Annotated in this window: 26 protein-coding genes; all 26 read left to right on the top strand. The window is 45.5% G+C overall.

The features are described 5' to 3' along the window. Nucleotides 1–6 precede the first annotated feature (6 nt). The 26 genes from AZ46_RS08260 (at nt 7) to AZ46_RS08135 (ending at nt 25711) form a co-directional block, all read left to right on the top strand. Nucleotides 7–1041, top strand: coding sequence for an NAD(P)H-dependent glycerol-3-phosphate dehydrogenase (locus AZ46_RS08260; RefSeq protein WP_029280234.1), 1035 nt, complete (start codon nt 7–9; stop codon nt 1039–1041). A 428-nt stretch (nt 1042–1469) separates the two neighbouring features. Further along, nucleotides 1470–1670 carry a DUF2768 domain-containing protein gene (locus tag AZ46_RS08255; protein WP_029280236.1) on the top strand — a complete coding sequence of 67 codons (201 nt, stop codon included), beginning with the start codon at nt 1470–1472 and terminating at the stop codon, nt 1668–1670. Between the two features lie 28 nt (nt 1671–1698). Next, nucleotides 1699–2418, top strand: coding sequence for a hypothetical protein (locus AZ46_RS08250; RefSeq protein ID WP_029280238.1), 720 nt, complete (start codon nt 1699–1701; stop codon nt 2416–2418). A gap of 201 nt (nt 2419–2619) precedes the next feature. Beyond that, nucleotides 2620–4098: a stage IV sporulation protein A gene (gene spoIVA / locus AZ46_RS08245; RefSeq protein WP_029280240.1), complete on the top strand. Its 1479-nt coding sequence runs from the start codon at nt 2620–2622 to the stop codon at nt 4096–4098. 526 nt (nt 4099–4624) lie between these two features. After that, nucleotides 4625–4903, top strand: a complete 279-nt coding sequence (gene hbs / locus AZ46_RS08240; RefSeq protein WP_029280242.1) for a non-specific DNA-binding protein Hbs — start codon at nt 4625–4627, stop codon at nt 4901–4903. 205 nt (nt 4904–5108) lie between these two features. Next, nucleotides 5109–5675, top strand: coding sequence for a GTP cyclohydrolase I FolE (gene folE, locus AZ46_RS08235; protein ID WP_029280243.1), 567 nt, complete (start codon nt 5109–5111; stop codon nt 5673–5675). A gap of 30 nt (nt 5676–5705) precedes the next feature. Beyond that, a complete protein-coding gene (gene mtrB / locus AZ46_RS08230) occupies nt 5706–5933 on the top strand; it encodes a trp RNA-binding attenuation protein MtrB (protein ID WP_029280244.1) in 228 nt (75 codons plus the stop codon). 102 nt (nt 5934–6035) lie between these two features. Beyond that, nucleotides 6036–6851, top strand: coding sequence for a heptaprenyl diphosphate synthase component 1 (locus tag AZ46_RS08225; RefSeq protein WP_051827265.1), 816 nt, complete (start codon nt 6036–6038; stop codon nt 6849–6851). Between the two features lies 1 nt (nt 6852). Further along, the gene (locus AZ46_RS08220) at nt 6853–7548 is read left to right on the top strand and encodes a demethylmenaquinone methyltransferase (RefSeq protein WP_029280249.1); all 696 of its coding nucleotides are present in this window, start codon (nt 6853–6855) and stop codon (nt 7546–7548) included. A gap of 107 nt (nt 7549–7655) precedes the next feature. Beyond that, nucleotides 7656–8618 (top strand): heptaprenyl diphosphate synthase component II, encoded by a 963-nt coding sequence (gene hepT / locus AZ46_RS08215; RefSeq protein WP_029280251.1) that lies wholly within the window; start codon nt 7656–7658, stop codon nt 8616–8618. A 101-nt stretch (nt 8619–8719) separates the two neighbouring features. Beyond that, nucleotides 8720–9166 carry a nucleoside-diphosphate kinase gene (ndk, locus tag AZ46_RS08210; protein ID WP_029280253.1) on the top strand — a complete coding sequence of 149 codons (447 nt, stop codon included), beginning with the start codon at nt 8720–8722 and terminating at the stop codon, nt 9164–9166. A gap of 739 nt (nt 9167–9905) precedes the next feature. Further along, nucleotides 9906–10679: a CheR family methyltransferase gene (locus AZ46_RS08205; RefSeq protein ID WP_029280255.1), complete on the top strand. Its 774-nt coding sequence runs from the start codon at nt 9906–9908 to the stop codon at nt 10677–10679. 76 nt (nt 10680–10755) lie between these two features. Next, nucleotides 10756–11928, top strand: a complete 1173-nt coding sequence (aroC, locus tag AZ46_RS08200; RefSeq protein ID WP_029280257.1) for a chorismate synthase — start codon at nt 10756–10758, stop codon at nt 11926–11928. Then, a complete protein-coding gene (gene aroB, locus AZ46_RS08195) occupies nt 11928–13013 on the top strand; it encodes a 3-dehydroquinate synthase (RefSeq protein WP_029280258.1) in 1086 nt (361 codons plus the stop codon). Before aroC ends, aroB begins: the two co-directional genes overlap by 1 nt. Further along, nucleotides 13010–13375, top strand: coding sequence for a chorismate mutase (aroH, locus tag AZ46_RS08190; RefSeq protein WP_029280260.1), 366 nt, complete (start codon nt 13010–13012; stop codon nt 13373–13375). Before aroB ends, aroH begins: the two co-directional genes overlap by 4 nt. 334 nt (nt 13376–13709) lie before the next feature. Next, nucleotides 13710–15254, top strand: coding sequence for an anthranilate synthase component I (gene trpE, locus AZ46_RS08185; protein WP_029280262.1), 1545 nt, complete (start codon nt 13710–13712; stop codon nt 15252–15254). After that, nucleotides 15226–16242: an anthranilate phosphoribosyltransferase gene (gene trpD / locus AZ46_RS08180; protein ID WP_029280264.1), complete on the top strand. Its 1017-nt coding sequence runs from the start codon at nt 15226–15228 to the stop codon at nt 16240–16242. Before trpE ends, trpD begins: the two co-directional genes overlap by 29 nt. Further along, nucleotides 16235–16993, top strand: coding sequence for an indole-3-glycerol phosphate synthase TrpC (trpC, locus tag AZ46_RS08175; RefSeq protein ID WP_029280266.1), 759 nt, complete (start codon nt 16235–16237; stop codon nt 16991–16993). Before trpD ends, trpC begins: the two co-directional genes overlap by 8 nt. Beyond that, nucleotides 16990–17646 carry a phosphoribosylanthranilate isomerase gene (locus AZ46_RS08170; RefSeq protein ID WP_029280268.1) on the top strand — a complete coding sequence of 219 codons (657 nt, stop codon included), beginning with the start codon at nt 16990–16992 and terminating at the stop codon, nt 17644–17646. Before trpC ends, AZ46_RS08170 begins: the two co-directional genes overlap by 4 nt. Beyond that, entirely contained in the window at nt 17627–18856 is a 1230-nt protein-coding gene (trpB, locus tag AZ46_RS08165; protein WP_029280270.1) for a tryptophan synthase subunit beta, read from the top strand. Before AZ46_RS08170 ends, trpB begins: the two co-directional genes overlap by 20 nt. Then, nucleotides 18819–19640 carry a tryptophan synthase subunit alpha gene (trpA, locus tag AZ46_RS08160; RefSeq protein ID WP_029280272.1) on the top strand — a complete coding sequence of 274 codons (822 nt, stop codon included), beginning with the start codon at nt 18819–18821 and terminating at the stop codon, nt 19638–19640. Before trpB ends, trpA begins: the two co-directional genes overlap by 38 nt. A 51-nt stretch (nt 19641–19691) precedes the next feature. After that, entirely contained in the window at nt 19692–20774 is a 1083-nt protein-coding gene (gene hisC, locus AZ46_RS08155) for a histidinol-phosphate transaminase (RefSeq protein ID WP_029280274.1), read from the top strand. Nucleotides 20775–20832: 58 nt separating this feature from the next. Then, on the top strand, nt 20833–21945 hold the full coding sequence (locus AZ46_RS08150; protein ID WP_029280275.1) for a prephenate dehydrogenase: 1113 nt from the start codon (nt 20833–20835) through the stop codon (nt 21943–21945). Nucleotides 21946–21956: 11 nt separating this feature from the next. Continuing rightward, nucleotides 21957–23267 (top strand): 3-phosphoshikimate 1-carboxyvinyltransferase, encoded by a 1311-nt coding sequence (gene aroA, locus AZ46_RS08145; protein WP_051865368.1) that lies wholly within the window; start codon nt 21957–21959, stop codon nt 23265–23267. A 258-nt stretch (nt 23268–23525) separates the two neighbouring features. Beyond that, a complete protein-coding gene (locus AZ46_RS08140; RefSeq protein ID WP_029280279.1) occupies nt 23526–24422 on the top strand; it encodes a hypothetical protein in 897 nt (298 codons plus the stop codon). A 23-nt stretch (nt 24423–24445) separates the two neighbouring features. After that, on the top strand, nt 24446–25711 hold the full coding sequence (locus tag AZ46_RS08135; protein ID WP_029280281.1) for a tetratricopeptide repeat protein: 1266 nt from the start codon (nt 24446–24448) through the stop codon (nt 25709–25711). The last annotated feature ends 16 nt before the right edge of the window (nt 25712–25727 follow it).

Raw genomic sequence — 25727 nt, 5'->3', positions numbered from 1 at the left:
ATGAAGATGCAGCGAATTGCCGTTCTTGGCGCGGGAAGCTGGGGCACTGCTTTAAGCCTTGTTCTCGCAGATAATCAGCACGAAGTAAGATTATGGGGTCACCGCAAGGAATTAATTCAGGAAATTAATGAAACGCATAAAAATCAAAAGTATCTCCCTGATATAGAGCTTTCAGATAACATCAAGGGCTGCACTGATTTAAGAAAAACCCTGCAGGATGTGCAGATTGCCGTTCTCGCTGTTCCTACTAAAGCCATACGGGAAGTTCTTCAGGATGTCATTAAAGTAATCAGCCATAAGCTGACAATCGTGCACGTAAGCAAAGGGATAGAGCCTGACAGTCTTCTGCGCATTTCTGAGATCATTAAAGAGGAAGTTCCTGAAGAACTCCTTCAGGACGTCGTCGTTCTGTCCGGGCCAAGTCATGCTGAAGAAGTAGGGCTAAGGCAGCCGACTACTGTCACATCTTCATCTGATAACCTTGCAGCTGCCGAGCTTGTTCAGGACCTGTTTATGAATCAGCATTTCAGAGTGTACACGAACCCTGATGTCATCGGGGTGGAAATCGGCGGTGCGCTTAAAAATATTATTGCTCTTGCAGCAGGCATTACAGACGGCCTTGGATATGGGGACAACGCAAAAGCGGCTCTTATCACTAGAGGACTTGCTGAGATCGCCCGCCTCGGAAGCATCATGGGAGGCAATCCGCTTACGTTTTCAGGACTGACAGGAATCGGGGATCTGATCGTAACATGTACAAGCGTTCATTCACGAAACTGGAGAGCGGGGAATCTTCTCGGAAAAGGCCAGAAGCTTGAAGATGTTCTTGAAAACATGGGCATGGTCGTTGAAGGCGTGCGCACAACAAAAGCGGCTTACCAGCTCGCTCAAAAATTTGATGTGAAAATGCCGATCACAGAAGCTCTCTACGCCGTTCTTTTTAACGGGATAGAAGTGAAGGACGCTGTGGACTCGCTGATGGCGAGAGTGAAAACACATGAAATGGAAGATCTTGTGAATATCAGCGAAAATCGCTGCTGACCTTGTGGCACATGGGTTTGGGGCTGCATACTATACCTTGAGTTTGTGAAGCCTATTCATCAACCTCATGAAAACGGACCACTAGGTGCAATTACGTGAAACATGAAAGCATTGAACTGTATACTTACGTATCCTTTCTGGCGAATTTCTCAGTGAAATTAGGCATTAGAGGATGCAAATGCTCTGATATTCGCATAAAATGCATCGTAGTAAATCATGAGTTGTTCTAAACAATGGGTACCGATTAGTCAGGTGCAAACGCATGACCGAAGTAGAGCTGCCCCCTCTTTACTTCGGTTTTTTTGCGTTCTGATCAAGAGGGAAGGCTGAATGAATCAAGTTAAAACATTCGCCATTGAACCAGGCAATTCCGCTTTTTGAAATATATGCTATAATATGTTCGAAACGATAGGGAGGTAAAACCAGAAATGAGTCCAGCGTTAATGAAAATGTGGATTGCGCTTGCATCGATGGGATTTATGTTTATCGCGATTCTCGCAATCTATTTAAGCAGATTTAAAATGAAAGGGTTTTTAAAAGGCACATTTGCCGCAATTGCCTACTTTTTTATGATTCTTGCAGGACTTCTGATCTTTTTTGTTGTGTTCAGCGGCCCCGTTAATGAATAAGGAATTCACTACATAAAGGAAGATTTTCATGAAAAAGCCTGTTATTTTTGCAACCGTTTTTACCATGCTTATGCTATTATCCGGCTGTCTTTACCCTGAGGATCAGCTGAATCAGAATCAGATCCCATACGAGGATCAGATTGCGGCCGTACAGAATTCAGTCGACCGGTTCAGAGAAGATTCAGGAGGCCTTCTTCCCATCAAAACGCGTGATATGAAAACGCCTGTCTATCAAAAATACCCTGTAGACTTCAGCCAGATTGCTCCCAAATATATGGCTGAACCGCCGGGAACTTCTTATGAAAACGGCGGCGTGTACTTATATGTGCTTGTTGATGTAGAGGATAATCCGACTGTTAAGCTGATAGATCTCCGAATGTCAGAGACAATCCGGGATATTAAAACAAGGCTGAATGTGTATAAAGCTTCAAACGGATATCCTCCATATAAGGATGTAGTCGCTGAAAACGTGTTCACTCTTGACTATAAGAAACTCGGCTACAAAGAAGCCCCTCAAGCTGTCAGCCCATACTCGGGAGAGTCACTGCCGTTTGTGATTGACAATAAAGGCGAAGTATATGCCGATTACCGGATTGACCTGTACAAAAAGCTGAACGAAGGTAAGGAAGCATATAAAGCTGGAGAAGATATCCGCAATGTCCTTGTGAAGGATTCTCCATTTGTTCCTGCTTTTTCATTGCCATATACCGTTAATGAAAAAAATGAACCTGTCTTTTTGAATAATTAAGTCATGAACCCTTCTTTCGGGAAATAAACTCTGAAAGAAGGGTTTTTCATTTATAAAAAACCTGTTCATAAAATGAACCAAGAAAAAAATTTCAGATCACTGTCATAAAGAAATAGGACAACGTCATAAATATATAGTGTCCTAAACACGAAAAAGCAGACGGTCAATAACCCAAGAAGCCTATGATCGGGAGGGGATCACTTGGAAAAGGTAGATATTTTCAAAGATATCGCAGAGCGCACAGGCGGCGATATTTATCTTGGAGTAGTAGGAGCAGTAAGAACAGGCAAATCTACATTTATCAAAAAATTCATGGAGCAGGTTGTGCTTCCGAATATTGATAACGAGTCTGACCGGGCACGCGCGCAGGATGAGCTGCCGCAAAGTGCTGCAGGCAAAACCATCATGACAACAGAGCCTAAATTTGTCCCTAATCAAGCAGTATCGATTCATGTTGAAGAGGGGCTTGACGTTAATATCAGACTGGTGGACTGTGTCGGGTACACGGTTCCGGGAGCAAAAGGATATGAAGATGAAAACGGCCCGAGAATGATCAATACGCCTTGGTACGAAGAACCGATTCCGTTTCATGAAGCAGCTGAAATCGGAACAAGAAAAGTGATTCAGGAGCACTCCACAATTGGCGTCGTCATTACAACAGACGGTTCAATTGGAGAAATTCCAAGAAGAGATTATGTAGAAGCAGAAGAGCGCGTGATTGAAGAGCTGAAAGAAGTTGGCAAACCGTTCATCATGATTATCAACACGGTCCAGCCGTATCATCCTGAATCTGAGACGCTCCGGAGACAGCTCAGTGAAAAGTATGATATTCCTGTCCTCGCAATGAGTGTGGAGAGCATTCGCGAAACAGATGTCATGAACGTCCTCCGCGAAGCGCTATATGAATTCCCTGTGCTAGAGGTTAATGTCAATCTCCCGAGCTGGGTAATGGTTCTGCGCGACAACCACTGGCTGCGCGAAAGCTACCAGGAAGCTGTAAAAGATACCGTTCAGGATATTAAAAGACTGAGAGATGTGGACAGAGTCGTCGGCTATTTCAGTGAATACGACTTTATCGACCGTGCAAGCCTTGCCGGAATTGAGATGGGTCAGGGAATTGCCGAAATTGACCTCTATGCTCCGGATGATTTATATGATCAGATTTTAAAAGAAGTCGTAGGTGTTGAGATAAGAGGGAAGGATCACCTCCTTCAGCTCATGCAGGATTTTGCCTATGCAAAAGCTGAATACGACCAAGTCGCAGATGCCCTTAGAATGGTAAAGCAGACCGGCTACGGCATTGCTGCACCGGCTCTCAGCGACATGAGCCTTGATGAGCCTGAAATCATCAGACAGGGTGCAAGGTTTGGAGTGCGCCTGAAAGCAGTTGCTCCTTCTATCCATATGATCAAGGTGGATGTTGAGTCTGAATTTGCGCCGATTATCGGTACAGAGAAGCAGAGTGAGGAATTAGTCCGGTACTTAATGCAGGACTTCGAAGATAATCCGCTGTCAATCTGGAACTCAGATATCTTCGGCCGCAGCCTGAGCTCAATTGTAAGAGAAGGCATTCAGGCGAAGCTGTCACTCATGCCTGAGAATGCAAGATACAAACTTAAAGAGACGCTTGAACGCATCATTAACGAGGGATCAGGCGGTTTAATCGCGATTATCCTATAAGCTCAACCAAAATGACGGCCACTTTCGGTGGCTGTCTTTTTGTCTTTAATAATAGTTTTCAGCCAGATGACAAACACGTTACAAAAATGTATTTCAGTAAAATATTCGCTTTCGTACCCCCTTATATACAATCATGTTCGGCGTATGTTGTTACATATTTTAAAATAGTATTTGCTTCTCCCATCATTTTTTTGTAAAATAGAGTCCCGGCAAGAATGCACGTTCGCCTGGGGAGGCCTCAATGCCTGATTTATAAAGGTTTTCTTGAGGTTTCTCCTTGCTTAGCGAAACCTGATGTGTTAATCTACTATCAGAAATTATTTTCTGCATTGGTGCAATCTTCCTTGAAACCCACTATTCATGCGGAAAAACATTGAATTTCAGGCGTTAATCGGATAAGATTAGCGTGTTCACAGTAAAATGCGTTTCTATCATGTATAGATTCCGCAGAATCTGTGAAGAAATGAATTTAACAGAATGGATTTATGCTGAATCTGACAACAAACTTTGGGAGGAGGTGAAAGGCATGAATAAAACAGAACTAATCAACGCGGTAGCAGAAGCTAGCGAACTGTCTAAGAAAGATGCAACGAAAGCGGTTGATGCTGTTTTCGATACACTTTTGGATGCACTTAAAAACGGTGATAAAGTACAATTGATCGGTTTTGGTAACTTCGAAGTACGTGAGCGCGCGGCTCGTAAAGGACGCAACCCGCAAACTGGAGAAGAAATCGAAATCGCAGCAAGCAAAGTGCCTGCGTTCAAACCAGGTAAAGCTCTTAAAGATGCTGTAGCCGGTAAATAATGTGCTCTTACCCGTGTATGATGCATAAAATACATACACAACAAATGGACAGCCCCTTTTATAGGGGCTTTTCCTTTGTGCTGAGAAAGATGAAGAAGCCTGCATGAAGTTCATTCTGACAGAGCGGGCGTGCATCATTCTTTGCTTTTAATCTTTCACCTGTGCTAGAATCTGTATCAAATAACTTGTTACCGGGAGGAAAAGTATGGGGCAAATCAACACACAGCAGATCGAAGAGGCGGTCAGGCTGATCCTTGAAGCAATAGGTGAGGATCCAAACCGTGAAGGGCTGCTTGATACTCCAAAACGAGTCGCAAAAATGTACGCGGAAGTATTTTCAGGACTTAATGAGGATCCAAAGGAACATTTTAAAACGGTGTTCGGCGAGGATCATGAAGAGCTCGTTTTAGTAAAAGATATCCCTTTTCACTCCATGTGCGAGCATCATCTCGTCCCTTTCTTCGGAAAAGCGCATATAGCATACATACCTAAAGGCGGAAAAGTAACCGGTCTGAGCAAGCTTGCAAGAGCAGTTGAAGCCGTTTGCAGAAGACCTCAGCTGCAGGAGAGAATCACATCAACTATTGCAGAAAGCATTGTCGATTCCCTGGAGCCGCACGGCGTTATGGTTGTCGTGGAAGCAGAACATATGTGCATGACAATGAGGGGCGTCAAAAAGCCCGGCAGCAAAACGATCACATCAGCCGTCAGAGGCGTCTTTACAAATGATCCTGCGGCCAGAGCCGAAGTTCTTTCATTTATAAAAGAATAAGCAACTACATAAAAACGGGGGTGAACCTGCTTGAAAGACAATACAAATGATTTCCTTGTGATTAAAGCAATCGAAGACGGAGTAAACGTAATCGGGCTTACGCGCGGGTCGGATACACGCTTCCATCATTCTGAAAAGCTTGATAAAGGCGAAGTGATGATTGCGCAATTTACAGAGCACACATCTGCCATTAAAATCAGGGGCAAAGCGCTTATTCAGACAGGCCACGGAGAAATAGAGAGCGATTCCAGAAGATAATACTCCGCCCGGCACACTTATGGTATAATAATCATTACTAAGCATCACGAACGTTGTTGCTATTGCTGGCTTTCCGAAAAAATTTCTTACGTGGGGACAAGGGTGATTCATTTGCAAGACATCTATGTACAATTAGCTAAAATCAAAGACGCATTACATGTAAAACTCACTCATCCATTTTTAGCGAAATATATACCTTCTCCAATGATTGATGAAGATAAATTGCTTCTCTTTTATGCTCTGTTTGATCAGACGGATCTTCCGGAGGAAAAGAAAGAAAATTACATCATTACTGCGATGCTTGTGCAAATTGCCCTTGATACTCATGATGAAGTCTCAACGTCTGCTCATCTCAGGCAGGAAGAGTTCAAGCAGAGACAGCTTATTGTTCTTGCCGGGGATTATTTCAGCGGACTCTATTACGCACTTCTTTCTGAAATGCAGGATATCGGAATGATTCGGACGTTAGCAACGGCAATAAAAGAAATCAATGAACACAAAATCCGTCTATACGAACAATCGGCGGCTGATTTTGATTCATTCACAGCAAGCCTGCTTAAAGTGGAAACCTCCCTGTTTGAGCATGTGTCAGACTACATACAGGCCGGCATATTCTCAAGGCTTACGACTGCGTTTCTTTCATACAAACGCCTCCTGCTGGAAAAAAGCAAATACAGCTCAGAATCTCATCACCGGACAGGCGATTCTGCCAAAAAGAAAAAGAATGCCGGTGCCATTGAATGGACGGGTGTCTATTTAAAAGAGTTCTGCAACCGTTATTTCGAAGAAACGGCAGCCTTGATCGAAAGCAGTTTTCAGCAGCCATCCTCTCTTCAGAAGGTTCTCTTGGCGAGGCTGCAGTCTTTTAAGTATAATCAGGAGATGAGATACACTACGCTTGCGGAAGAAGGGTTATAACATGCAGCAGTCAAAAGAGGAAAGAGTACACTCTGTATTTGAGAAAATCTACAAAAACTATGACAAAATGAATTCCGTTATCAGCTTTCAGCGCCATATAGCATGGCGCAGGGAAACGATGAAGCGAATGAACGTAAAAAAGGGAGCGGCAGCCCTTGATGTATGCTGCGGGACAGCAGACTGGACGATTGCCATGGCAGATGCTGTCGGTCCTGAAGGCAGGGCAGTCGGTCTTGATTTCAGCAACAATATGCTGAAGATCGGAAGAGAAAAAATCAAAGCCCATTCAAACATTGAACTGATTCATGGAAACGCGATGGAGCTGCCTTTTGCTGACAATACATTTGATTATGTCACAATCGGATTTGGACTCAGAAATGTTCCTGATTATATGACAGTCCTTAAAGAAATGCACCGTGTAGTCAAGCCGGGGGGGAAAGTCGTCTGCCTGGAAACCTCACAGCCGACGATGATAGGCTTTAAACAGGCATATTACGCTTATTTCCGGTTTATCATGCCGCTGTTTGGAAAGCTGTTTGCCAAAAGCTATGACGAGTATTCATGGCTCCAGGAGTCTGCAAGAGATTTCCCGGGCATGAAGGAGCTTGCCCGGATGTTCAGGGATGCCGGTTTTAAAGAAGTGGAAGTAAAACCTTACACAGGCGGAGTTGCAGCAATGCATCTCGGTGTAAAGTAAAGAAGACGAGTATCTCTTTAAAACAGCTCTCATAGGAATTGCACTTATTTTTTTCAGCGGGCTCAGGTTCATCCGGATTTAAAAATGCGAGTATTTAGGTGAATTGAATGAAATTTAAAATGGCGTATTCGTTTCTAAATGCAGATCTCGATCTGATCGAACAGGAACTAGAAAAAACGGTTAGCTCCACAGAGCCTCTGCTAAGCGAGGCAGGGCTGCATCTTCTTCAGGCAGGGGGAAAGCGGATTCGCCCTGTTTTTGTATTGCTTTCGGCCATGTTTGGCGAATATGATATTGAAAAAGTGAAAAAAGTGGCGATTGCGCTTGAAATTATACATATGGCATCACTTGTGCACGATGACGTCATCGATGATGCTGAACTCAGACGCGGCAAACCTACGATAAAAGCGAAATGGGACAACCGCATTGCCATGTACACCGGAGATTATTTATTTGCAAGATCACTTGAAATTATGACATCCCTCGAGAACGTTGCCGCCCACCAGATTCTCTCCAAAACCATTGTAGAAGTTTCGCTTGGTGAAATCGAGCAGATCAAAGACAAATATGACTATGAACAGAACCTGCGGGTCTACTTGAGACGCATTAAGCGGAAGACCGCTCTTTTGATTGCTGCGAGCTGCCAGCTTGGGGCCATCGCAGGAGGAGTGCCTGAATCTGTTCACAGAAAACTGTTTCTGTTTGGGTATTATGTCGGCATGTCTTTTCAGATCACAGATGACATCCTTGATTTCACTTCTACAGAAGAGGAACTCGGAAAACCGGTAGGGGGAGATCTCCTTCAGGGCAATATTACGCTTCCGGTTCTTTATGCTATGGAAGATGATGAACTGAAGCAAAAAATCAGCAAGGTGCACAGCAGAACGACAAAAGAGGAGATGGATGAAATCATCCGCGCCATCATTGCGTCTGATGCAATCAGCCGGTCTGTAAAGGTCAGCGATATGTATCTTGAGAAAGGTTTCAATATATTGAGCGAGCTTCCGAGAAACAGAGCGAGATCAGCTCTTTCAAGCATTGCAAAATATATTGGAAAAAGAAAATTTTAATTTCATCCGCTCCATGCGATTGCGTAAAAAGTGAAATAATGGTACGATTTCCATGGGCCATGAAAGCCCATACATAACAATCGCGGGGTGGAGAAATTAACATGGAAAAAACATTTATGATGGTCAAGCCTGATGGCGTTCAGCGTCAGCTTATCGGTAAAATCGTTTCCAGATTTGAAAGTAAGGGTTTACATTTAGTCGGGGCAAAATTGATGCAGATTCCTGTATCTCTTGCTGAACAGCACTACGGGGAACATAACGGCAAGCCATTCTTCGGCGAATTAGTTGAATTCATCACATCCGGACCAGTTTTCGCAATGGTTTGGGAAGGGGAAAATGTGATTGAAATCTCACGCACGATGATGGGGAAAACCAAACCAGCCGAAGCATTGCCGGGTACAATCAGAGGCGACTATGGTTTATTTGTCGGAAAGAACATCATTCACGGATCTGACTCTCCTGAGAGCGCAGAGCGCGAAATCGGTTTATTCTTCAAAGCTGAAGAGCTTGTCGAATACGATAAAGATATTCATACTTGGATCTACTGATCCGCACGAAAAGCCAGCAGAGATGCTGGCTTTTATTTATTTTCGACTAGAGCAAGCGGATAGAACCTCTTTTTGCTTCTAGGCTTAGCAGCTTTGGTGAATGGTGGGAGAAAAGAATATGAATCGTACCCTGCAAAAATGTAAATCGATCTGGGAGGGTAAGCAAAGTGAGGAATCGTACCCTGCAAAACTGTAAAACGATATCGGAGGGTAAGCAAAGTTGGGAATCGTACCCTGCAAAACTGTAAATCGATCTGGGAGGGTAAGCAAAGTGAGGAATCGTACCCTGCAAAACCGTAATTCGATTTGTGAGGGTAAGCAAAGCTGCGAATCCTACCCTGCAAAACCGTAATTCGATCTGTGAGGGTAAGCAAAGTGAGGAATCGTACCCTGTAAAACCGTAAAACGATATCAGAGGGTAAGCAAAGTGAGGAATCGTACCCTGTAAAACCGTAAAACGATATCAGAGGGTAAGCAAAGTCCGGAATCGTACCCTGCAAAACCATAATTTAATCTGTGAGGGTAAGCAAAGTGAGGAATCGTACCCTCCCAAACAGTAAATCGATCTGGGAGGGTACGCAAACTTCCTGCCCTCCCCGCGGACATCCAGTGAAAGGGAGCTGGGTATGCTAGAAGCATCCATCCATTCCGATTTTTCAGATTTTTTAAAACTCATTTCACAAGTCGTTCTCCAAATCCGATATACTATACATAATGCATGTGCAGAGGAGAAACGCTGATGGGATACGAGCAGTTTATAAATGAAATCAAAAGGATGACGGGGATTGATCTTTCGCTCTACAAGGAAGCGCAGATGAAAAGAAGGTTAATTTCCCTCTACATAAAAAGAGGATGCAGCGGGTTTAGGGATTACAGTGAACGTCTCCGGAAAGAGCCGGAGCTGCTTGCAGAGCTGCTTGATAAAATGACGATAAATGTCACAGAGTTTTACCGGAATAAAAAACAGTGGGAAATGCTTGAAACGAAGCTTCTCCCGGACATGGTCAAAAAGCCCGGAACATTGAAGGTGTGGAGTGCGGCCTGCTCCACCGGCGAAGAGCCGTATACACTGGCCATGATTTTGTCAAAGTATGCTGCCCAGTCAGAGATCCGCATTCTGGCAACAGATTTGGATGAAACGGTACTGAAAAGAGCGGAAGCGGGGGTTTTTCATGAGAGAAGCCTGTCAGAGCTGCCTGACGGAATGAGGGGCAAATACTTTTCAGGAGATGGGACAGGCTATAAAATTAAGAGTGACCTGAAAAAATCGGTGCAGTTTAAAAAGCATAATCTCCTCTCAGACCGTTATGAAAGCGGCTTTGATTTGATTATTTGCCGCAACGTACTGATTTATTTTACAGAAGCGGCGAAAGAAGCCATTTATGAAAAGTTCTCAAATGCGCTGAAACCGGGGGGAATTCTCTTTGTTGGAAGCACCGAGCAGATTTTTCATGCCCATACATATGGACTGGAATCGGCAGGCACTTTTTTCTACAGAAAAAAACAACTGTAAATCTTTCTATTCATCCTTTGAAGGATATGATATAGTGTTACTTAAAAGCGTTAGTGCGATGAAGGGAGAGCTTTAGATGAGATACTTAACAGCAGGAGAATCACATGGTCCTCAGTTAACTGCAATTGTGGAAGGAGTGCCGGCAGGTCTTGCAATTACTGCCGAGGACATCAACCGCGATCTTGCACGCAGACAAAAAGGACATGGCAGAGGAAGAAGAATGCAGATTGAGAAAGATGAGGTTCAGATTACAAGCGGAATCCGCCACGGAAAAGCGCTTGGCTCTCCAATTGCACTCGTTGTTGAAAATAATGATTGGAAGCATTGGACTAAGATTATGGGGATCGAGCCTTTAGAAGAAGGCGAGGAAAAGGAAATCAAGCGTCAGATCAGCCGCCCCCGTCCTGGTCATGCTGATTTGAACGGTGCCATTAAATATGGACATCGTGATATACGCAATGTGCTTGAGCGATCTTCAGCCCGTGAAACAACGGTCAGAGTAGCTGTAGGCGCAGTGGCTAAAAGACTGCTTGCAGAGCTTGGAATCAAAGTGGCAGGACATGTTGTGGAAATCGGATCTGTAAAAGCAGAAAAGACAGAATACTCTTCAATCGAAGAACTGCAGCGTGTAACAGAGGAATCGCCAGTAAGATGCCTGGATGAGGATGCTGCCGTTAAAATGATGCAGGCAATCGATGATGCCAAGAGCAACGGAGACTCAATCGGAGGCATTGTGGAAGTGATTGTTGAAGGGATGCCTGCAGGAGTAGGCAGCTACGTCCATTATGACCGCAAGCTTGATTCGAAAATCGCGGCTGCCATCGTCAGCATCAATGCTTTCAAAGGCGTTGAGTTTGGAATTGGCTTTGATGCTGCACGCAAATTCGGAAGCGAAGTGCATGATGAAATTACTTGGTCAAAAGAGCAGGGCTACTCCCGCAAAACGAATCGTCTCGGAGGATTTGAAGGCGGAATGTCAACAGGAATGCCGATTGTTGTCAGAGGAGTCATGAAGCCTATTCCGACCCTTTACAAACCTCTCCAAAGTGTTGATATAGAAACAAAAGAGCCGTTTTCTGCAAGTATTGAACGTTCGGACAGCTGTGCAGTTCCTGCTGCAAGTGTTGTGGCTGAAGCTGTTGTCGCATGGGAAATTGCATCAGCCATTGTTGAACAATTCGGCTCAGACCGTATAGACGCCCTGCAAAAAGAAATTCAGGAAATCCGCGAGTACGCGAGGGAATTCTAATGAAACAGCTTGTTGTTGAAACATCAGCAAGTACCTACCCTGTTCTTATCGGGGCAGGCTTGATTGAAACACAACTAATGAAACAGCTGGAGCGGTTAAATCCAAGCAGAATTCTGGTTATTGCCGATTCAGCTGTTCAGAATCTATACGGGGATAAGCTGATGCGGGCAGTCAGCTCATTCCCGTCAGATGTTTATGCCGTTCCAAGCGGAGAGGAAAGCAAGTCATTTCAAACCTACTATGACATTCAGACGTTTGCTCTTAAACAAGGACTTGACAGGAAATCTCTCATTCTCGCATTCGGCGGAGGCGTTATTGGCGATCTTGCCGGTTTTGTCGCTGCTACCTATATGAGGGGCATACCTTTTATCCAGCTTCCTACAACGCTGCTTGCCCATGACAGTGCAGTTGGCGGTAAAGTGGCCGTCAATCATCCGGAAGGGAAAAATATGATCGGTGCCTTTTATCAGCCGGAAGCTGTCATCTATGATCTTGACTTCCTTGAATCCCTGCCGGAAAGTGAACTGCGGTCAGGCTTTGCAGAAGTAATAAAGCATGGACTGATAGGAAATAAAGAATTATATACATGGCTGAAACAGGAGATACGTGATGTGAGCAGAATCGATGATTCCATGCTTCAGCGGATGATCCTCCAAGGCATTTCTGTAAAGGCTGCTGTCGTTAAAGAAGATGAAAAGGAATCAGGAGTGAGGGCCCATTTGAATTTTGGGCATACCCTCGGTCATGCAATTGAATCAGGAGCAGGATACGGGAAGATCAGCCACGGTGACGCAGTCGCAGCAGGCATGCTGTTTGCTGTATGGCTGAGCAATTTTACTCTCGGCGCGGATCTTCCGTACGAAGAGATGAAATCGTGGTTTGGAGAGCTTGGATTTCCAACAGAGGTCCCAAGCCATCTGGATACAGATCTGCTCCTCGGCAAAATGATGAAAGATAAAAAAGCCAGCTCGGGAACCATCACAATGGTGCTTCTTCAGTCCATTGGAGAATGCAGAACGCAAGCCTTTGAAAAAGAACGTTTAAGATCCCTGCTGGAAAACTGGAGACAGGAGGGAACTGTATGATACGGGGAATAAGAGGAGCTGCAACCGTTCAGCAAAACAATGAGCAGGAAATTATAAAGGCAACAGAAGCAGTGCTTTTGGAGATGATTGATTCCAATCATGTTAAAGCTGAAGATGTGACGTCGGTCCTGTTTTCAACAACAGCGGATTTGAACACTGTTTTTCCTGCCAAAGCTTTACGGAATTTTGACGGATGGGAATATGTCCCGGTTATGTGCATGCAGGAGATTCCGGTTGAAGGAAGCCTCGAGAAATGCATCAGGGTCATGATGACGGCTGAAACACCGCTTAGCCAAAAGGAAGTCAAACATGTTTATCAGGGAAAAGCGACGGTTTTAAGGCCGGACCTTACAGGTAAATAAAACATACCGCTTTGCCTTCTTTCGTTGACACTTTTCAAAAGCTGTATTAACATAGTTCACAAGAATAGAAATTAGAAGAGAGCTTCTAATATGTTCCAGTGCGTTAGCTGAGTTTAGAGATTAGGAAAAGATAAGAGATACGATACATTTAGCAAGAGTTTAGTTTAGGGTAGCCGAGAATGAGTCAGTTTAGCTGAGGTATTTTTATATTTACGCTGCGGCATACGTCTACCCAAAAACAGGTCATCCTCGTTTTTGGGTTTTTCTGTTTACCGGGCAACCTTCTATAACCTCCTAAATACTTATTCTCCACACTGCTGGAGGAGTGAGTACATTGTTTCATACTGATTTTGCCTCATTTAAAGAGGACAGCGGACAGTTTCGGACCATCCCCGTCATCAAATCCTTTCAAGTTGACACCTTTACGCCGATACAGCTTTTTAAGGTGTTTGAAGATGAAGCGGTCTATCTGCTTGAAAGTAAAGACGCGGAATCATCCTGGTCACGCTATTCCTTTATCGGATTAAATCCATTTTTATTTATTGAAGAAGAAAAGAATCGTTACTGTGTCCGTTCTAAACAGCGCCAGACGCTGCATGAATCATCCTCGCTTAAAGAGATTTTCAAGTGGATGGACGCGTATTTAAAAGTGAAGGTTCCGGATCTCGATATCCCTTTTGCCGGCGGAGCAGTCGGATATCTCGGATATGATTCTGTGACGATGTTCGAACGGATTCCGCAGCACAAACATCAGGATCTATCCTTTAAAAAATGCCTTCTGTTTGTCTGTTCGACCATGATTGCCTATGATCATCAGGATAAGAAGCTTTCGTTTATCCAATATGAACGGCTTACAGGCAAGGAATCGGAAGAGGGAATACGCGCTGTCTACGGAATGGCAGAAGCGAAAATCAGCCAGCTGATCTCAAAGCTCGGCGAGAAGCGGGATTTTCATGACCTGATGCTGTCGCCGACTGATCAGGCAGCCGTTTCTTTTGAGGGAGTGGCTTCGAATTTTGAAAAAGAAGATTTCCTTGAAGCTGTTGAGAAAATCAAAGAATATATCCGTTCAGGCGATATTTTTCAGGGAGTTCTTTCTCAGCGGTTTGAAATCCCTGTAACGGCAGGGGGATTTGATCTTTACCGCATGCTCAGGGTCGTAAACCCTTCCCCTTATATGTTCTATATTAAGTTTGACGGCACGGAGCTGATCGGTAGTTCTCCAGAACGGCTGATCTACGTACAGAACGGATATCTGGAAATCCATCCGATTGCTGGGACCAGAAAACGCGGCAAAACCGAGGAAGAAGATTTGCTCCTTGAAGAAGATCTGCGTCAGGATGAAAAGGAAAAAGCAGAGCATTACATGCTGGTGGATCTTGCAAGAAATGACATAGGAAGAGTGGCCGAATACGGATCCGTTAAAACGCCTGTTCTAATGGAGCTTGGACGCTTTTCACATGTGATGCACCTGATTTCAAAAGTCACCGGCCAGCTGAAAAGCAGCACACATCCGATTGATGCCCTGCTTTCCTCTTTTCCCGCCGGCACAGTGTCCGGTGCTCCCAAGGTTCGTGCCATGCAGATTCTGCAGGAGCTCGAGCCGACAGCGAGAAATGCATACGCCGGCTGCATAGCCTACATTGGATTTGATGGAAATATCGATTCCTGCATCACAATCAGAACAATTGCTCTACAGGGCGGAAAAGCGTATGTGCAGGCAGGAGCCGGTATTGTTGCCGACTCAAAGCCTGAGCTTGAGTGGAAGGAAACAAGAAACAAAGCAAGTGCGCTAATTAAAACAATCGAGCTTGCTGAAAAAGTGTTCGGACAGAAGGAGGGTGACGGGAATGAAAGCTTTGCTGAACAAATGCATTGAAGGCCACACGCTGTCTGAACAGGAAGCGATGAGTGCCATGAATCAGGTCATGGAAGGAAAAGCAACTCCGAGTCAAATTGCAAGCTTTATTTCCATTCTCAGATTCCGCGGGGAAACGGTCGATGAACTTGTCGGGTTTGCTAAAGCGATGAAGCAGCATATGACAAGGATTGAGTATAAAGAAGATGTGATTGATACGTGCGGCACAGGCGGAGACGGTGCCTCAACCTTCAACATTTCAACTGCATCCGCCATTTTGGCATCCTCCATGGGCGTAAAAGTGGCAAAGCATGGGAACCGCGCTGTTTCGTCAAAGAGCGGAAGTGCAGATGTGCTTGAACAGCTCGGGATCATGATTCAAACCTCACCTGAAGAAGCGAAAAGAGCCCTTCATCACTATGATATGAGCTTTTTATTCGCCCCGATTTATCATGCATCCATGAAGCATGCTGTAAATCCCCGGAAGGAAATCGGATTCAGGACGGTCTTTAACCTTCTTGGTCCGCTTGCCAACCCTGCAAATGCCAAACGTCAGGTGATGGGTGTCTTTTCGGCGGAGTATGCTGAAAAAATCGCTCATGCCCTCCGGGAGCTTGGTTCCGAGCACGTTCTTCTTGTGACCGGAAGAGACGGTCTTGATGAATGCAGCATTACTGGCATAACGGATGTGGTAGAACTGAAAAACGGAAACATCACGCGCTATGAAATCACACCTGAGGAAATGGGTCTTGAAAAAGGGGAATTAAAAGACATTCAAGTAGAAAGCCCGTCTGAAAGCGCCGAACTAATTCTTTCTGTTTTCCAAGGCCGGAAAAAGGGGGCTGCAGCCGATATTGTCGCACTGAATGCCGGAGCTGCCCTTTATGTTGCAGGAAAGGCAGACAGTCTGAAAGAAGGGGTTGCCTCTGCTAAACAGGCGATTGAAAATGGCACGGCATACCGTCAGCTTGCACGGCTTCAGCGCAAAAAGGAGGAACAGTATGCTTAATCAGATTCTTGAGAAAAAAAGGGAAGAAGTTCAATCCCTGAATATACCTGAAAGAAAGCAAGTTTCAGAGCGGTCTTTTTTCAGTGCCCTCAAACAATCAAAAAGAAAGCCGGCTCTAATAGCAGAAGTAAAGAAGGCATCTCCCTCTAAAGGGGTCATCAAAGAATCGTTTCATCCTGTTGAAATAGCTAAGGCATATGAAGCGGGAAGAGCAGACTGCCTGTCAGTGCTGACGGATGAAACGTTCTTTCAAGGGCATAGAGATTATATCTCTCAAATAAAAGAGGCCGTCAGCCTTCCTGTTTTGAGAAAGGACTTTATCATTGATCATAAACAGATCATTGAATCCAGCCATATTGGCGCAGATGCTGTCCTCCTGATCGGTGAAGCTCTTGACCCGGTATTGCTTCATGAGCTTTATGTGCATGCGGGTGAACTGAATCTTGACGTCCTTGTGGAAGTGCATTCGCTGCCCGTGCTTGAAAAACTGCTGCCGCACTTCACTCCAAAGATTCTCGGAGTCAACAACAGGGATCTTACAACTTTTCAAACCGATATCCATCAAATTGAAAAAATAAGCGAGGCAGTGCCTAAAGAGACGCTTCTTGTAAGCGAGAGCGGTATTTTCACATTCAGCGATGTAGAAACCGTTAAAAGCAAGGGCGCTGACGCGATTCTGGTCGGAGAATCCCTGATGAGGGAAGAGAATCAGACGTCCGCCATTCAAAGGCTTTACGGTGAAACAGAATGAACAAGCCGCTCATTAAGATTTGCGGCAATCGCTCTCTTCATGATTTATCACTGACCGCGGCTTCATCCGCTGACTATCTGGGCCTGATTTTTGCTAAAAGCAAGAGGCGGGTTCAGGCGGGCGAAGTAAAGGAGTGGCTGCAAAAGGTTGATCTGAGAGGGAAAAAGCTCGCAGCAGTGTTTGTCAATCCAGCAAACGAAGAAATCGAGAGCGTTCTGAGTGAACTTCCGATTGACGTTATCCAGCTCCACGGAAGCGAAACCCCTGATCAAGCAGGCGAAATCAAGCGCAGGTTCGGGGCGGAAGTCTGGAAGGCCCTTCCCCATAAAGAGGATACTCTCTCTCTTATGAGAGACTATAAAACATCCGCTGATGGGTTTGTCATAGATTCAAAAGTAAAAGAGACGTTTGGCGGAACTGGGGAGAGCTTTGACTGGTCTAGTGTCCCTGCCTATATAAAAGCAGCAGAAGAAATGAACAGGAAGATGTTTATTGCAGGCGGAATCGGTCCTGACAACATTGACAGCCTCCTTTCAATGATGCCTGGAGGAATCGATCTTTCGAGCGGCATTGAACAGAATGAGAGAAAAGACGAGCTATTACTCAGAAGATTTCAAGAAAGGGTGAATCAGCATGTATCAATTTCCGGATGAGTTTGGCAGATATGGAGAGTTCGGCGGAAAATATGTTCCTGAAACGCTAATGCAGCCGCTGGCTGAACTTCAGGAGGCATTTGAGGAAGCCATTGCAGACAGCGGGTTTATGAATGAATACCGCCGCCTGCTTTCGGAATATTCCGGACGCCCGACCGCTTTGACCTATGCAGAAAACGTGTCGGAAAAGCTTGGCGGAGCAAAAATCTTCTTGAAAAGAGAGGATTTGAATCATACAGGCGCCCATAAAATCAATAACGCGATCGGCCAGGCGCTGCTTGCGAAAAAAATGGGCAAAACGAAGATCATAGCTGAAACAGGAGCAGGCCAGCACGGTGTTGCGGCTGCAACAGTGGCGGCAAAGTTTGGACTCGAGTGCAAAGTATTCATGGGACAGGAGGATGTCAGCAGACAGGAGCTGAACGTATTCCGGATGAAGCTGCTTGGCGCAGAGGTCATTCCTGTCCACAGCGGGAACAAAACGCTGAAGGATGCCACGAATGAAGCGATCCGCTACTGGGTGCAGCATTGCGAAGACCATTTTTATATGATTGGATCCGTTGTAGGGCCACATCCGTATCCGCAAATGGTCAGAGAGTTTCAGAGAGTTATAGGAGACGAAGCAAAGGAGCAGCTTCAAAGCAGGCTGAATACTCTTCCGGACAAAGTTGTGGCATGTGTCGGAGGGGGAAGCAATGCGATTGGCATGTTCGCTGCCTTTATTGATGAAGAAGTTGACCTTGTAGGTGTCGAGGCAGCAGGCAAAGGGACGGATACTGACCTTCACGCAGCTACGATTGCGAAAGGAACGAAGGGAGTCATCCACGGTTCGCTGACGTATCTCCTTCAGGATGAACACGGGCAGATTACGGAGCCGTACTCCATCTCGGCCGGACTTGACTATCCGGGAATTGGTCCTGAGCATGCCCATCTGTCGTTAACAGGACGTGTTTCCTATGAAAGTGTGACAGACGATGAAGCTTTATCAGCATTAACGTTCCTTGCTCAGGAGGAAGGGATTCTTCCTGCCATAGAAACAGCACACGCTCTGGCAAAGGCGTTTGACCTTGCAAAACAGATGAAACAGGATGAAACACTGATGATTTGTTTATCCGGACGCGGTGATAAGGACGTCCACACATTAATGGATTCTTTTGAAGGGGGCGGCAAGCATGAAGACACACCTGCAGAACCTGCTTTCACAAAATAAGAAGCTTTTTGTTCCGTTTATCACAGCGGGTGATCCGAACGGGGAGGCGACCGTCGGACTTGCACTTGCCCTTCAAAAAGCCGGCGCCTCGGCTATTGAGCTTGGCATTCCCTATTCAGACCCGCTTGCAGACGGACCTGTGATTCAGCGGGCATCGCAAAGATCTCTTGCAGAAGGAATGAACATTGTAAAAGCAATGGAACTGGTTCCGGTAATGAGAAAAAATGGTCTGACTATTCCAATCATTCTTTTTACGTATTATAATCCTGTGTTACAATTAGGAAAAGAATCCTTTTTTGCTTTAGCGGAGAAAAATACAATCGACGGACTGCTGATTCCGGACCTTCCTTTTGAAGAAAGCGGAGATTTGAGGGATTCATGCAGACAGCATGGGGTGACGTTCATTTCCATGGTGGCCCCGACTTCAAGCGGGCGCCTGAAGAAAATCGTCTCAAGTGCCGAAGGCTTCCTGTACTGTGTTTCATCACTCGGTGTAACGGGCTCGCGCAAATCATTCAACAAGCGCATCTTTGACTTCCTTGAAGAAGTAAAACAGGAAGCGGATGTTCCTGTCCTTGTCGGCTTTGGCGTTTCAACAAGGCAGCACGTCGAAGAACTGACAAAAACGTGCGACGGAGTCGTTGTAGGCAGCGCCCTGATAGAAGAAGTGGAACGTTTATCGCAAAAGCTCAAAGATCCGGATGCCCGGATTGCTGCTTTTGAAGAGTTTCAAAAGAAAGCCGCTTCCTTTGTATTGCCCGCTGAAGTTGAAATCGGATCATAGAGCAGCATGCGAAGGCTTCCTTCGCGTTCAAAACAGAAGAGGTGTCTACTTATGCAAATTAAAGATCAGCTTACAAATCTAAAACCCTACCAGCCGGGCAAGCCCATTGAAGAAGTTAAGAGAGAATACAATCTGACTCATATCGTCAAGCTTGCCTCTAATGAAAATCCGTACGGCAGCTCAGAAGCTGCCAAGGCAGCCATCCAAAATGAACTGAATCAGCTTGCCATCTATCCGGATGGCTACAGCGCCATGCTGCGAGAAAAGCTGGCATCATTCCTTGACGTAAGCGAGTCTGAGCTGATTTTCGGGAATGGTTCAGATGAAATCGTTCAGATCATTTGCCGTGCGTTCCTGAAACCGGGGACAAATACCGTGATGGCAACGCCGACTTTTCCTCAGTACCGTCATAATGCGGTGATTGAAGGAGCAGAGATAAGAGAAATTCCTCTTGTGGACGGATACCATGATCTTGATGCGATGCTTGCGGCGATTGACCCGGAAACAAAGGTTGTCTGGCTGTGCTCGCCGAATAATCCGACGGGAACCTATATCAATGAACCGTCTCTTTCGGCTTTTCTTGAAAAAGTGCCGCAGCACGTGCTCGTCATTCTTGATGAAGCCTACTATGAATATGTGACAGCGGAGGATTTTCCGGAAACACTTCCGCTCATAAAAGAATACAAAAATGTCATGATTCTCCGCACGTTTTCAAAAGCGTACGGACTGGCCGCCCTCCGCGTCGGATATGGTGCTGCAAACAGTGAGCTGATCAAAAGCATTGAGCCTGCAAGAGAGCCGTTTAATACAAACCGCCTCGGACAGGCAGCCGCTCTTCATGCTTTGGATGACCAGGAATTTATTCTTCAGTGCAGAGAAAAGAATAAACAGGGACTAGAGCAATTCTACCGGTTCAGCGAAGAGCACGGACTCAGCTACTTTCATTCAGAGGGCAATTTCATTCTAATTGATTTTAACAGAGACTCAGACGAAGTGTTTCAGGCCCTTCTTGAAAAAGGATACATTGTCCGTTCCGGCAAAGCGCTCGGATTTCCGACTTCTATCCGCATTACTGTCGGCACAAAAGAACAAAACGCGGAAATCATCAGCATCCTTGCCGAATTGATTTCTTAACCTAAAGAGGTGATGCTGTCACCTCTTTCTTCATACATAAAATCCGTAGGTGATAACAATGGATCAGCCAATAAAAAAAATACATCTGATCGGACTCGGTTTAATTGGAGGATCGATTGCGCTATCAGTAAAAAAGGAATTTCCCGATGCCTGGATTACCGGGTATGATATAAATCAAAGCCAGCTTGAGATTGCCAAAACACTTACCGTGATAGACGAGGCAGCCGGCAGCCAGTTTGAAGGCATCGAAACAGCGGATTTAATCATTCTTGCGGCACCGGTGGAGCAAACTCTTTCGATGATAGATACGTTAAGCGGCATGGAGCTGAAAAAGGACGTCATCATCACAGATGTGGGAAGCACCAAGCAGAAGATCACCGCCTGTGCAGCCGAAGCCTTTAAAGGGGATGTCCATTTTATCGGCGGACATCCGATGGCAGGCTCTCATAAATCAGGTGTCACTGCTGCCAGAGCGCATCTTTTTGAGAATGCATTTTATATTCTGACTCCCGCCAAAACAACTAGTGAGGATTCCTTAAATAAACTGAAAAATATTCTTAAAGGAACGAATGCGCATTTTATTGAAATGACACCGGAGGTCCACGATGAGGTAACAGGAGTGATCAGCCACTTTCCCCATATCGTTGCAGCAAGCCTTGTTCACCAGGCAGGCCGGTTCGAAGACACTCATCCTGTCATTAAAAGACTTGCAGCAGGAGGCTTCAGGGACATTACGAGAATCGCTTCAAGCAGCCCCGCTATGTGGAGAGACATTCTCCTGCATAATAAGGAGAAGCTTCTCACTCTGTTTGCAGACTGGGAACGGGAAATGAGCCGGGTGAAGCATATGGTGGAAGATCTGGACAGTCATGCTCTCTTCTCTTATTTCAAAGATGCAAAGGACTACAGAGACGGACTTCTCGAGCGGGAAAAAGGCGCGATTCCTTCTTTTTATGATTTATATGTCGATGTCCCTGATTATCCGGGGGTCATTTCTGAAATTACCGGGTACCTTGCGATGGAGGAAATAAGCATTACAAATATCCGGATCATCGAAACACGCGAGGAAATTTACGGTGTCCTGAGACTGAGTTTTCAAACGGACATCGACCGTGAGCGGGCACAGAAGTGCATAGAAAAATATACAGATTACAAAACTTTTTTCAGTTAAGAGGTGCTGGTATGAAAAGCGAGAAAAAACTGCAGAGAGCAGAAGGCCTCAAGGGCTCGATAGCTATTCCCGGAGATAAATCCATTTCACACAGAGCGGTGATGTTCGGCGCGCTGGCAGAAGGAGAAACGGTGATCGACAACTTCCTTGCAGGGGCGGACTGTCTGTCTACAATCGCCTGCTTCAGGCAAATGGGCGTTGAAATTGAGCAAAACGGGACTCATGTCAGAGTAAAAGGAAAGGGAATGGATGCTCTTAAGGAGCCTTCAGGCATACTGGATGTGGGCAATTCCGGAACAACTACCCGGCTAATGCTTGGCATTCTTGCAGGACGGCCTTTCCATTCCTGCATCATTGGAGATGAATCTATTGCAAAACGGCCCATGACACGGGTGACGAATCCGCTCAGAGAAATGGGCGCTTCCATTGACGGCAGGGAGGAGTGCAATTACACGCCGATTTCCATCCGCGGAGGCAAACTTAAGGGGCTGAAGTATACGTCTCCTGTAGCCAGCGCACAGGTGAAATCAGCCATTCTGCTTGCAGGCCTTCAGGCGAATCAGGAATTGACAAGTGTAACAGAGCCGCATAAATCACGTGACCACACAGAACGGATGCTCCGGGCGTTTGGTGCAGAGGTGCGGGAAGAGGGGCTGACTGCTGAAATCAAAGGCGGACAGACATTAAAAGCGGCAAAAGTGGACGTGCCGGGGGATATTTCATCTGCAGCGTTTTTCCTTGCAGCAGGAGCGATCGTTCCAAACAGCAGGATCACTCTTGAAAATGTGGGAATCAATCCAACGAGAACAGGCATAATCGATGTTTTAAACAAAATGGGTGCGGATTTAACGATTGAAGAAAAAGGTTCAAACACCCATGAGCCTGTGGCGGATTTAACAATCTCGGCCTCCTCATTAAAAGGAACGGTCATTTCAGGCGATTTGATCCCGAGGCTCATTGATGAAATCCCGATTATTGCCCTGCTTGCCACACAGGCAGAAGGCGAAACCATTATTAAAGATGCGAGTGAACTGAAAGTAAAAGAAACGAACCGGATTGATACAGTCGTTCAGGAGCTTGGAAAGCTTGGAGCTGAGATTATTCCGACGGAAGACGGAATGATTATCCGCGGCAAACAAAAGCTGTCAGCTGAAAAAGCATCTGTTTCAAGCCATGGTGATCACCGAATCGGCATGATGCTTGCAGTCGCCGCCATGATAACAGACGGGGAAGTGAGTCTTGAAGGGCATGAGGCGATTGATGTATCTTATCCTTCTTTCTTTGAGCATGTACGTGCATTGACAGGGAAAACTGTGGATTGATGCACATCCAGCCTGCGGAGAATCTCCGCAGGCATTTTTAACTCTAAGGAAATCATATACAAAGTTATCCACGTCCAGCTACAGCGCCTAGATCCTCTGTTAGAACAAATCCGCCAAAAAAGTCAAACCCGGACTTTTCCGTCGGATTCTTATCTGCCTATCGGATCTAATCAAGGCGCTTCCGCTTTTGTTGGCATATTTTCTTCTTTTTCCTCATAGCTTGTCTTAAGAAGACGACAAGGGAGGGATAAGCGGAAAGTGGCCTATATACTTGAAGATGCAGTTATTGTTAAGCATGCAGCAGCTGAAAAAACGTCCATTCTCGTAAGAAACAACAAAATGGATTATATCCATTCTTCAGTTAAAAATATGGCCTATATGAAGATGGACGCCTCTCCGTATGTGATGACACCCGGGCACGTTATGCTTGATTTCTCCATAAACGGTTCTTATTCAGAAGCCAAACCCATTTTTAAGGACAAGCTCATAGCATCCGGTTGTACAGCCGTTATTACGGTTGCCCGCGCAGAATACGAACGTGAATTATCAGATGCAGTCAGGAAAAAGAGACAAAGGATGATTAATTCCCCAATTGATTACTGCATCAGTGCTGCCATTCCGCTCAAAAGACTGACTCCATCCCTGCTGATTGCCTGCAAACGCCAGAAGATCCCTTTGCTTGTCCTTGAGATTCATCCTGAGGATGATCTTGCAGGATTCCCGTGGGGATGGATCCGCAGCAGCATTTACCATTTCCCGATGACGTTTCTGCCGCAATGGCCGGATCGTGCCTTGCAGGATAAACAGCAAAAAACGTTCGAAGCCCTGATGAAAAAACACCGCTTCTCAGCAAGTGCTGCCTGCCCGCCCGAGCATACTATTCTAGATAAAAACCTCCTGATGAAAATCGGCCTGTTTCCTGATAAAGGAGATATCCGCATCGGCGGCGAAGTTGACTATAACCTGTATGAGGGAAATGCATTCAATTCAGTTGAAGATTTGTCCTCAAGCGGGTATCATAGTCATATTCCTAAATTTACGGTTCATAAAGGACAGCTGCAAAAAGCCGGTGAAACGATTTTTTTAAAGCCGGGTTTTGGAGAAGAGCGCACCGTGGCCATGTCAGGCAGGTTTGCTGCTCAGGCTGTTCCGTAACTGGAATGGAAAGGGCGTTAAAGGTGAACAACACATTATCCGAAGCAATTCAACTGGTTGAATCGGGACAGGTCCAGGAAGGGCTTGCTAAGCTTTCCGGTCTCGAAAACAAACTGCACGATGAAGAAAAATTTCTGCTTGCAGAAAAATATTATCAGTGGGGGAATACAGATCAGGCACTTTCGATTATGGAAGATATGCATCTTCTCTATCCTGAAGAGTCTGAAGTAACCGTATTTCTTGCAGAAATCTATATCGACATGGATCAGGAAGAAAAAGCAATCGACCTCCTGAATACCATTCCGGAGACGGATCCTGCTTATGTACAGGCATTGATTCTCTCAGCAGATCTTTACCAGATGCAGGGTCTGAACGAAGTAAGCGAACAAAAGCTTCAAGCAGCAAAAAAATTAGTGCCTGATGAGCCGATTATCGATTTTGCACTCGGAGAGCTTTATTTTCATCAGGGGCATTACCATAAAGCCATTCCTTTTTTCAAAGACGTGCTTAAGGAACACAGTACGGTCACAGGTGTAAACGTTTATCAGAGATTGGCAGAATCGATCAGCGCAAGCGGCGAATTTGAAGAAGCTCTGCCTTTTTACGAAAAAGCAGCAGATGAGCAGGTTGATCTGCACACGCTGTTTGGCTACGGATTTACCGCCCTTCAGGCGAATTATCCGAAGACAGCGATTGAGCAGTTTCTGAAGCTGAAAGATCTGGATCATGAATATACATCCCTCTATCTTTTCCTTGCAAAGGCCTATGAGGCTGAAGGAATGCTCGGGGAAAGCCTCCAAGCTGTAAAAGATGGACTTAAAGTAGATGAATACAATAAAGAGCTGTATGTATACGGCGGAAAAACGGCGCTTAAAAACAATCAGCCGGATGAAGCCAAAGCTTTGCTCCAGCAGGCGATTGCCATTGATCCGGGTCATGTGGAAGCGACAATCACCCTGACGAATATCTACATGCAGGAACAGCTTTATGAAGAGGTCATTGACTGTCTGAAAGAAGTCATGAGGTACGGCGAAGAAGATCCTGAATATGACCGGAAGCTTGCACGCGCCTATCATGAAACAGAACAATATTCGGATGCATTAAACCATTACCAGCGAGCATATAATTTCTTCAAGGAAGAACCAGACTTTTTAATGGAGTACGGGTATTATCTGCTTGAGGACGGAAACCGGACAGCTGCAAGGGAGATGTTCAGCAGGGCTTTAACGCATGACCCTGCGAATGTCGAAATCGAAGAGATTTTGATGCAATTAGAAGATGATTTTTAACACTCGGCCGGAAGGA

The sequence above is a fragment of the Metabacillus indicus LMG 22858 genome (assembly GCF_000708755.2).
GTDB lineage: Bacteria > Bacillota > Bacilli > Bacillales > Bacillaceae > Bacillus_P > Bacillus_P indicus.
Note: the sequence above shows the minus strand (reverse complement) of the source record. Positions and strands in the feature narration are given on the sequence as shown.

Coding starts and splice junctions, on each gene's coding strand:
- hisC (WP_029280274.1), top strand. CDS start 19,692: ATGCAAATTAAAGATCAGCTTACAAATCTAAAACCCTACCAGCCGGGC.
- ndk (WP_029280253.1), top strand. CDS start 8,720: ATGGAAAAAACATTTATGATGGTCAAGCCTGATGGCGTTCAGCGTCAG.
- hepT (WP_029280251.1), top strand. CDS start 7,656: ATGAAATTTAAAATGGCGTATTCGTTTCTAAATGCAGATCTCGATCTG.
- trpC (WP_029280266.1), top strand. CDS start 16,235: ATGCTTAATCAGATTCTTGAGAAAAAAAGGGAAGAAGTTCAATCCCTG.
- aroC (WP_029280257.1), top strand. CDS start 10,756: ATGAGATACTTAACAGCAGGAGAATCACATGGTCCTCAGTTAACTGCA.
- aroA (WP_051865368.1), top strand. CDS start 21,957: ATGAAAAGCGAGAAAAAACTGCAGAGAGCAGAAGGCCTCAAGGGCTCG.
- trpB (WP_029280270.1), top strand. CDS start 17,627: ATGTATCAATTTCCGGATGAGTTTGGCAGATATGGAGAGTTCGGCGGA.
- folE (WP_029280243.1), top strand. CDS start 5,109: ATGGGGCAAATCAACACACAGCAGATCGAAGAGGCGGTCAGGCTGATC.
- AZ46_RS08255 (WP_029280236.1), top strand. CDS start 1,470: ATGAGTCCAGCGTTAATGAAAATGTGGATTGCGCTTGCATCGATGGGA.
- aroH (WP_029280260.1), top strand. CDS start 13,010: ATGATACGGGGAATAAGAGGAGCTGCAACCGTTCAGCAAAACAATGAG.
- trpA (WP_029280272.1), top strand. CDS start 18,819: ATGAAGACACACCTGCAGAACCTGCTTTCACAAAATAAGAAGCTTTTT.
- hbs (WP_029280242.1), top strand. CDS start 4,625: ATGAATAAAACAGAACTAATCAACGCGGTAGCAGAAGCTAGCGAACTG.
- AZ46_RS08205 (WP_029280255.1), top strand. CDS start 9,906: ATGGGATACGAGCAGTTTATAAATGAAATCAAAAGGATGACGGGGATT.
- aroB (WP_029280258.1), top strand. CDS start 11,928: ATGAAACAGCTTGTTGTTGAAACATCAGCAAGTACCTACCCTGTTCTT.
- AZ46_RS08250 (WP_029280238.1), top strand. CDS start 1,699: ATGAAAAAGCCTGTTATTTTTGCAACCGTTTTTACCATGCTTATGCTA.
- AZ46_RS08260 (WP_029280234.1), top strand. CDS start 7: ATGCAGCGAATTGCCGTTCTTGGCGCGGGAAGCTGGGGCACTGCTTTA.
- AZ46_RS08220 (WP_029280249.1), top strand. CDS start 6,853: ATGCAGCAGTCAAAAGAGGAAAGAGTACACTCTGTATTTGAGAAAATC.
- AZ46_RS08170 (WP_029280268.1), top strand. CDS start 16,990: ATGAACAAGCCGCTCATTAAGATTTGCGGCAATCGCTCTCTTCATGAT.
- trpD (WP_029280264.1), top strand. CDS start 15,226: ATGAAAGCTTTGCTGAACAAATGCATTGAAGGCCACACGCTGTCTGAA.
- AZ46_RS08150 (WP_029280275.1), top strand. CDS start 20,833: ATGGATCAGCCAATAAAAAAAATACATCTGATCGGACTCGGTTTAATT.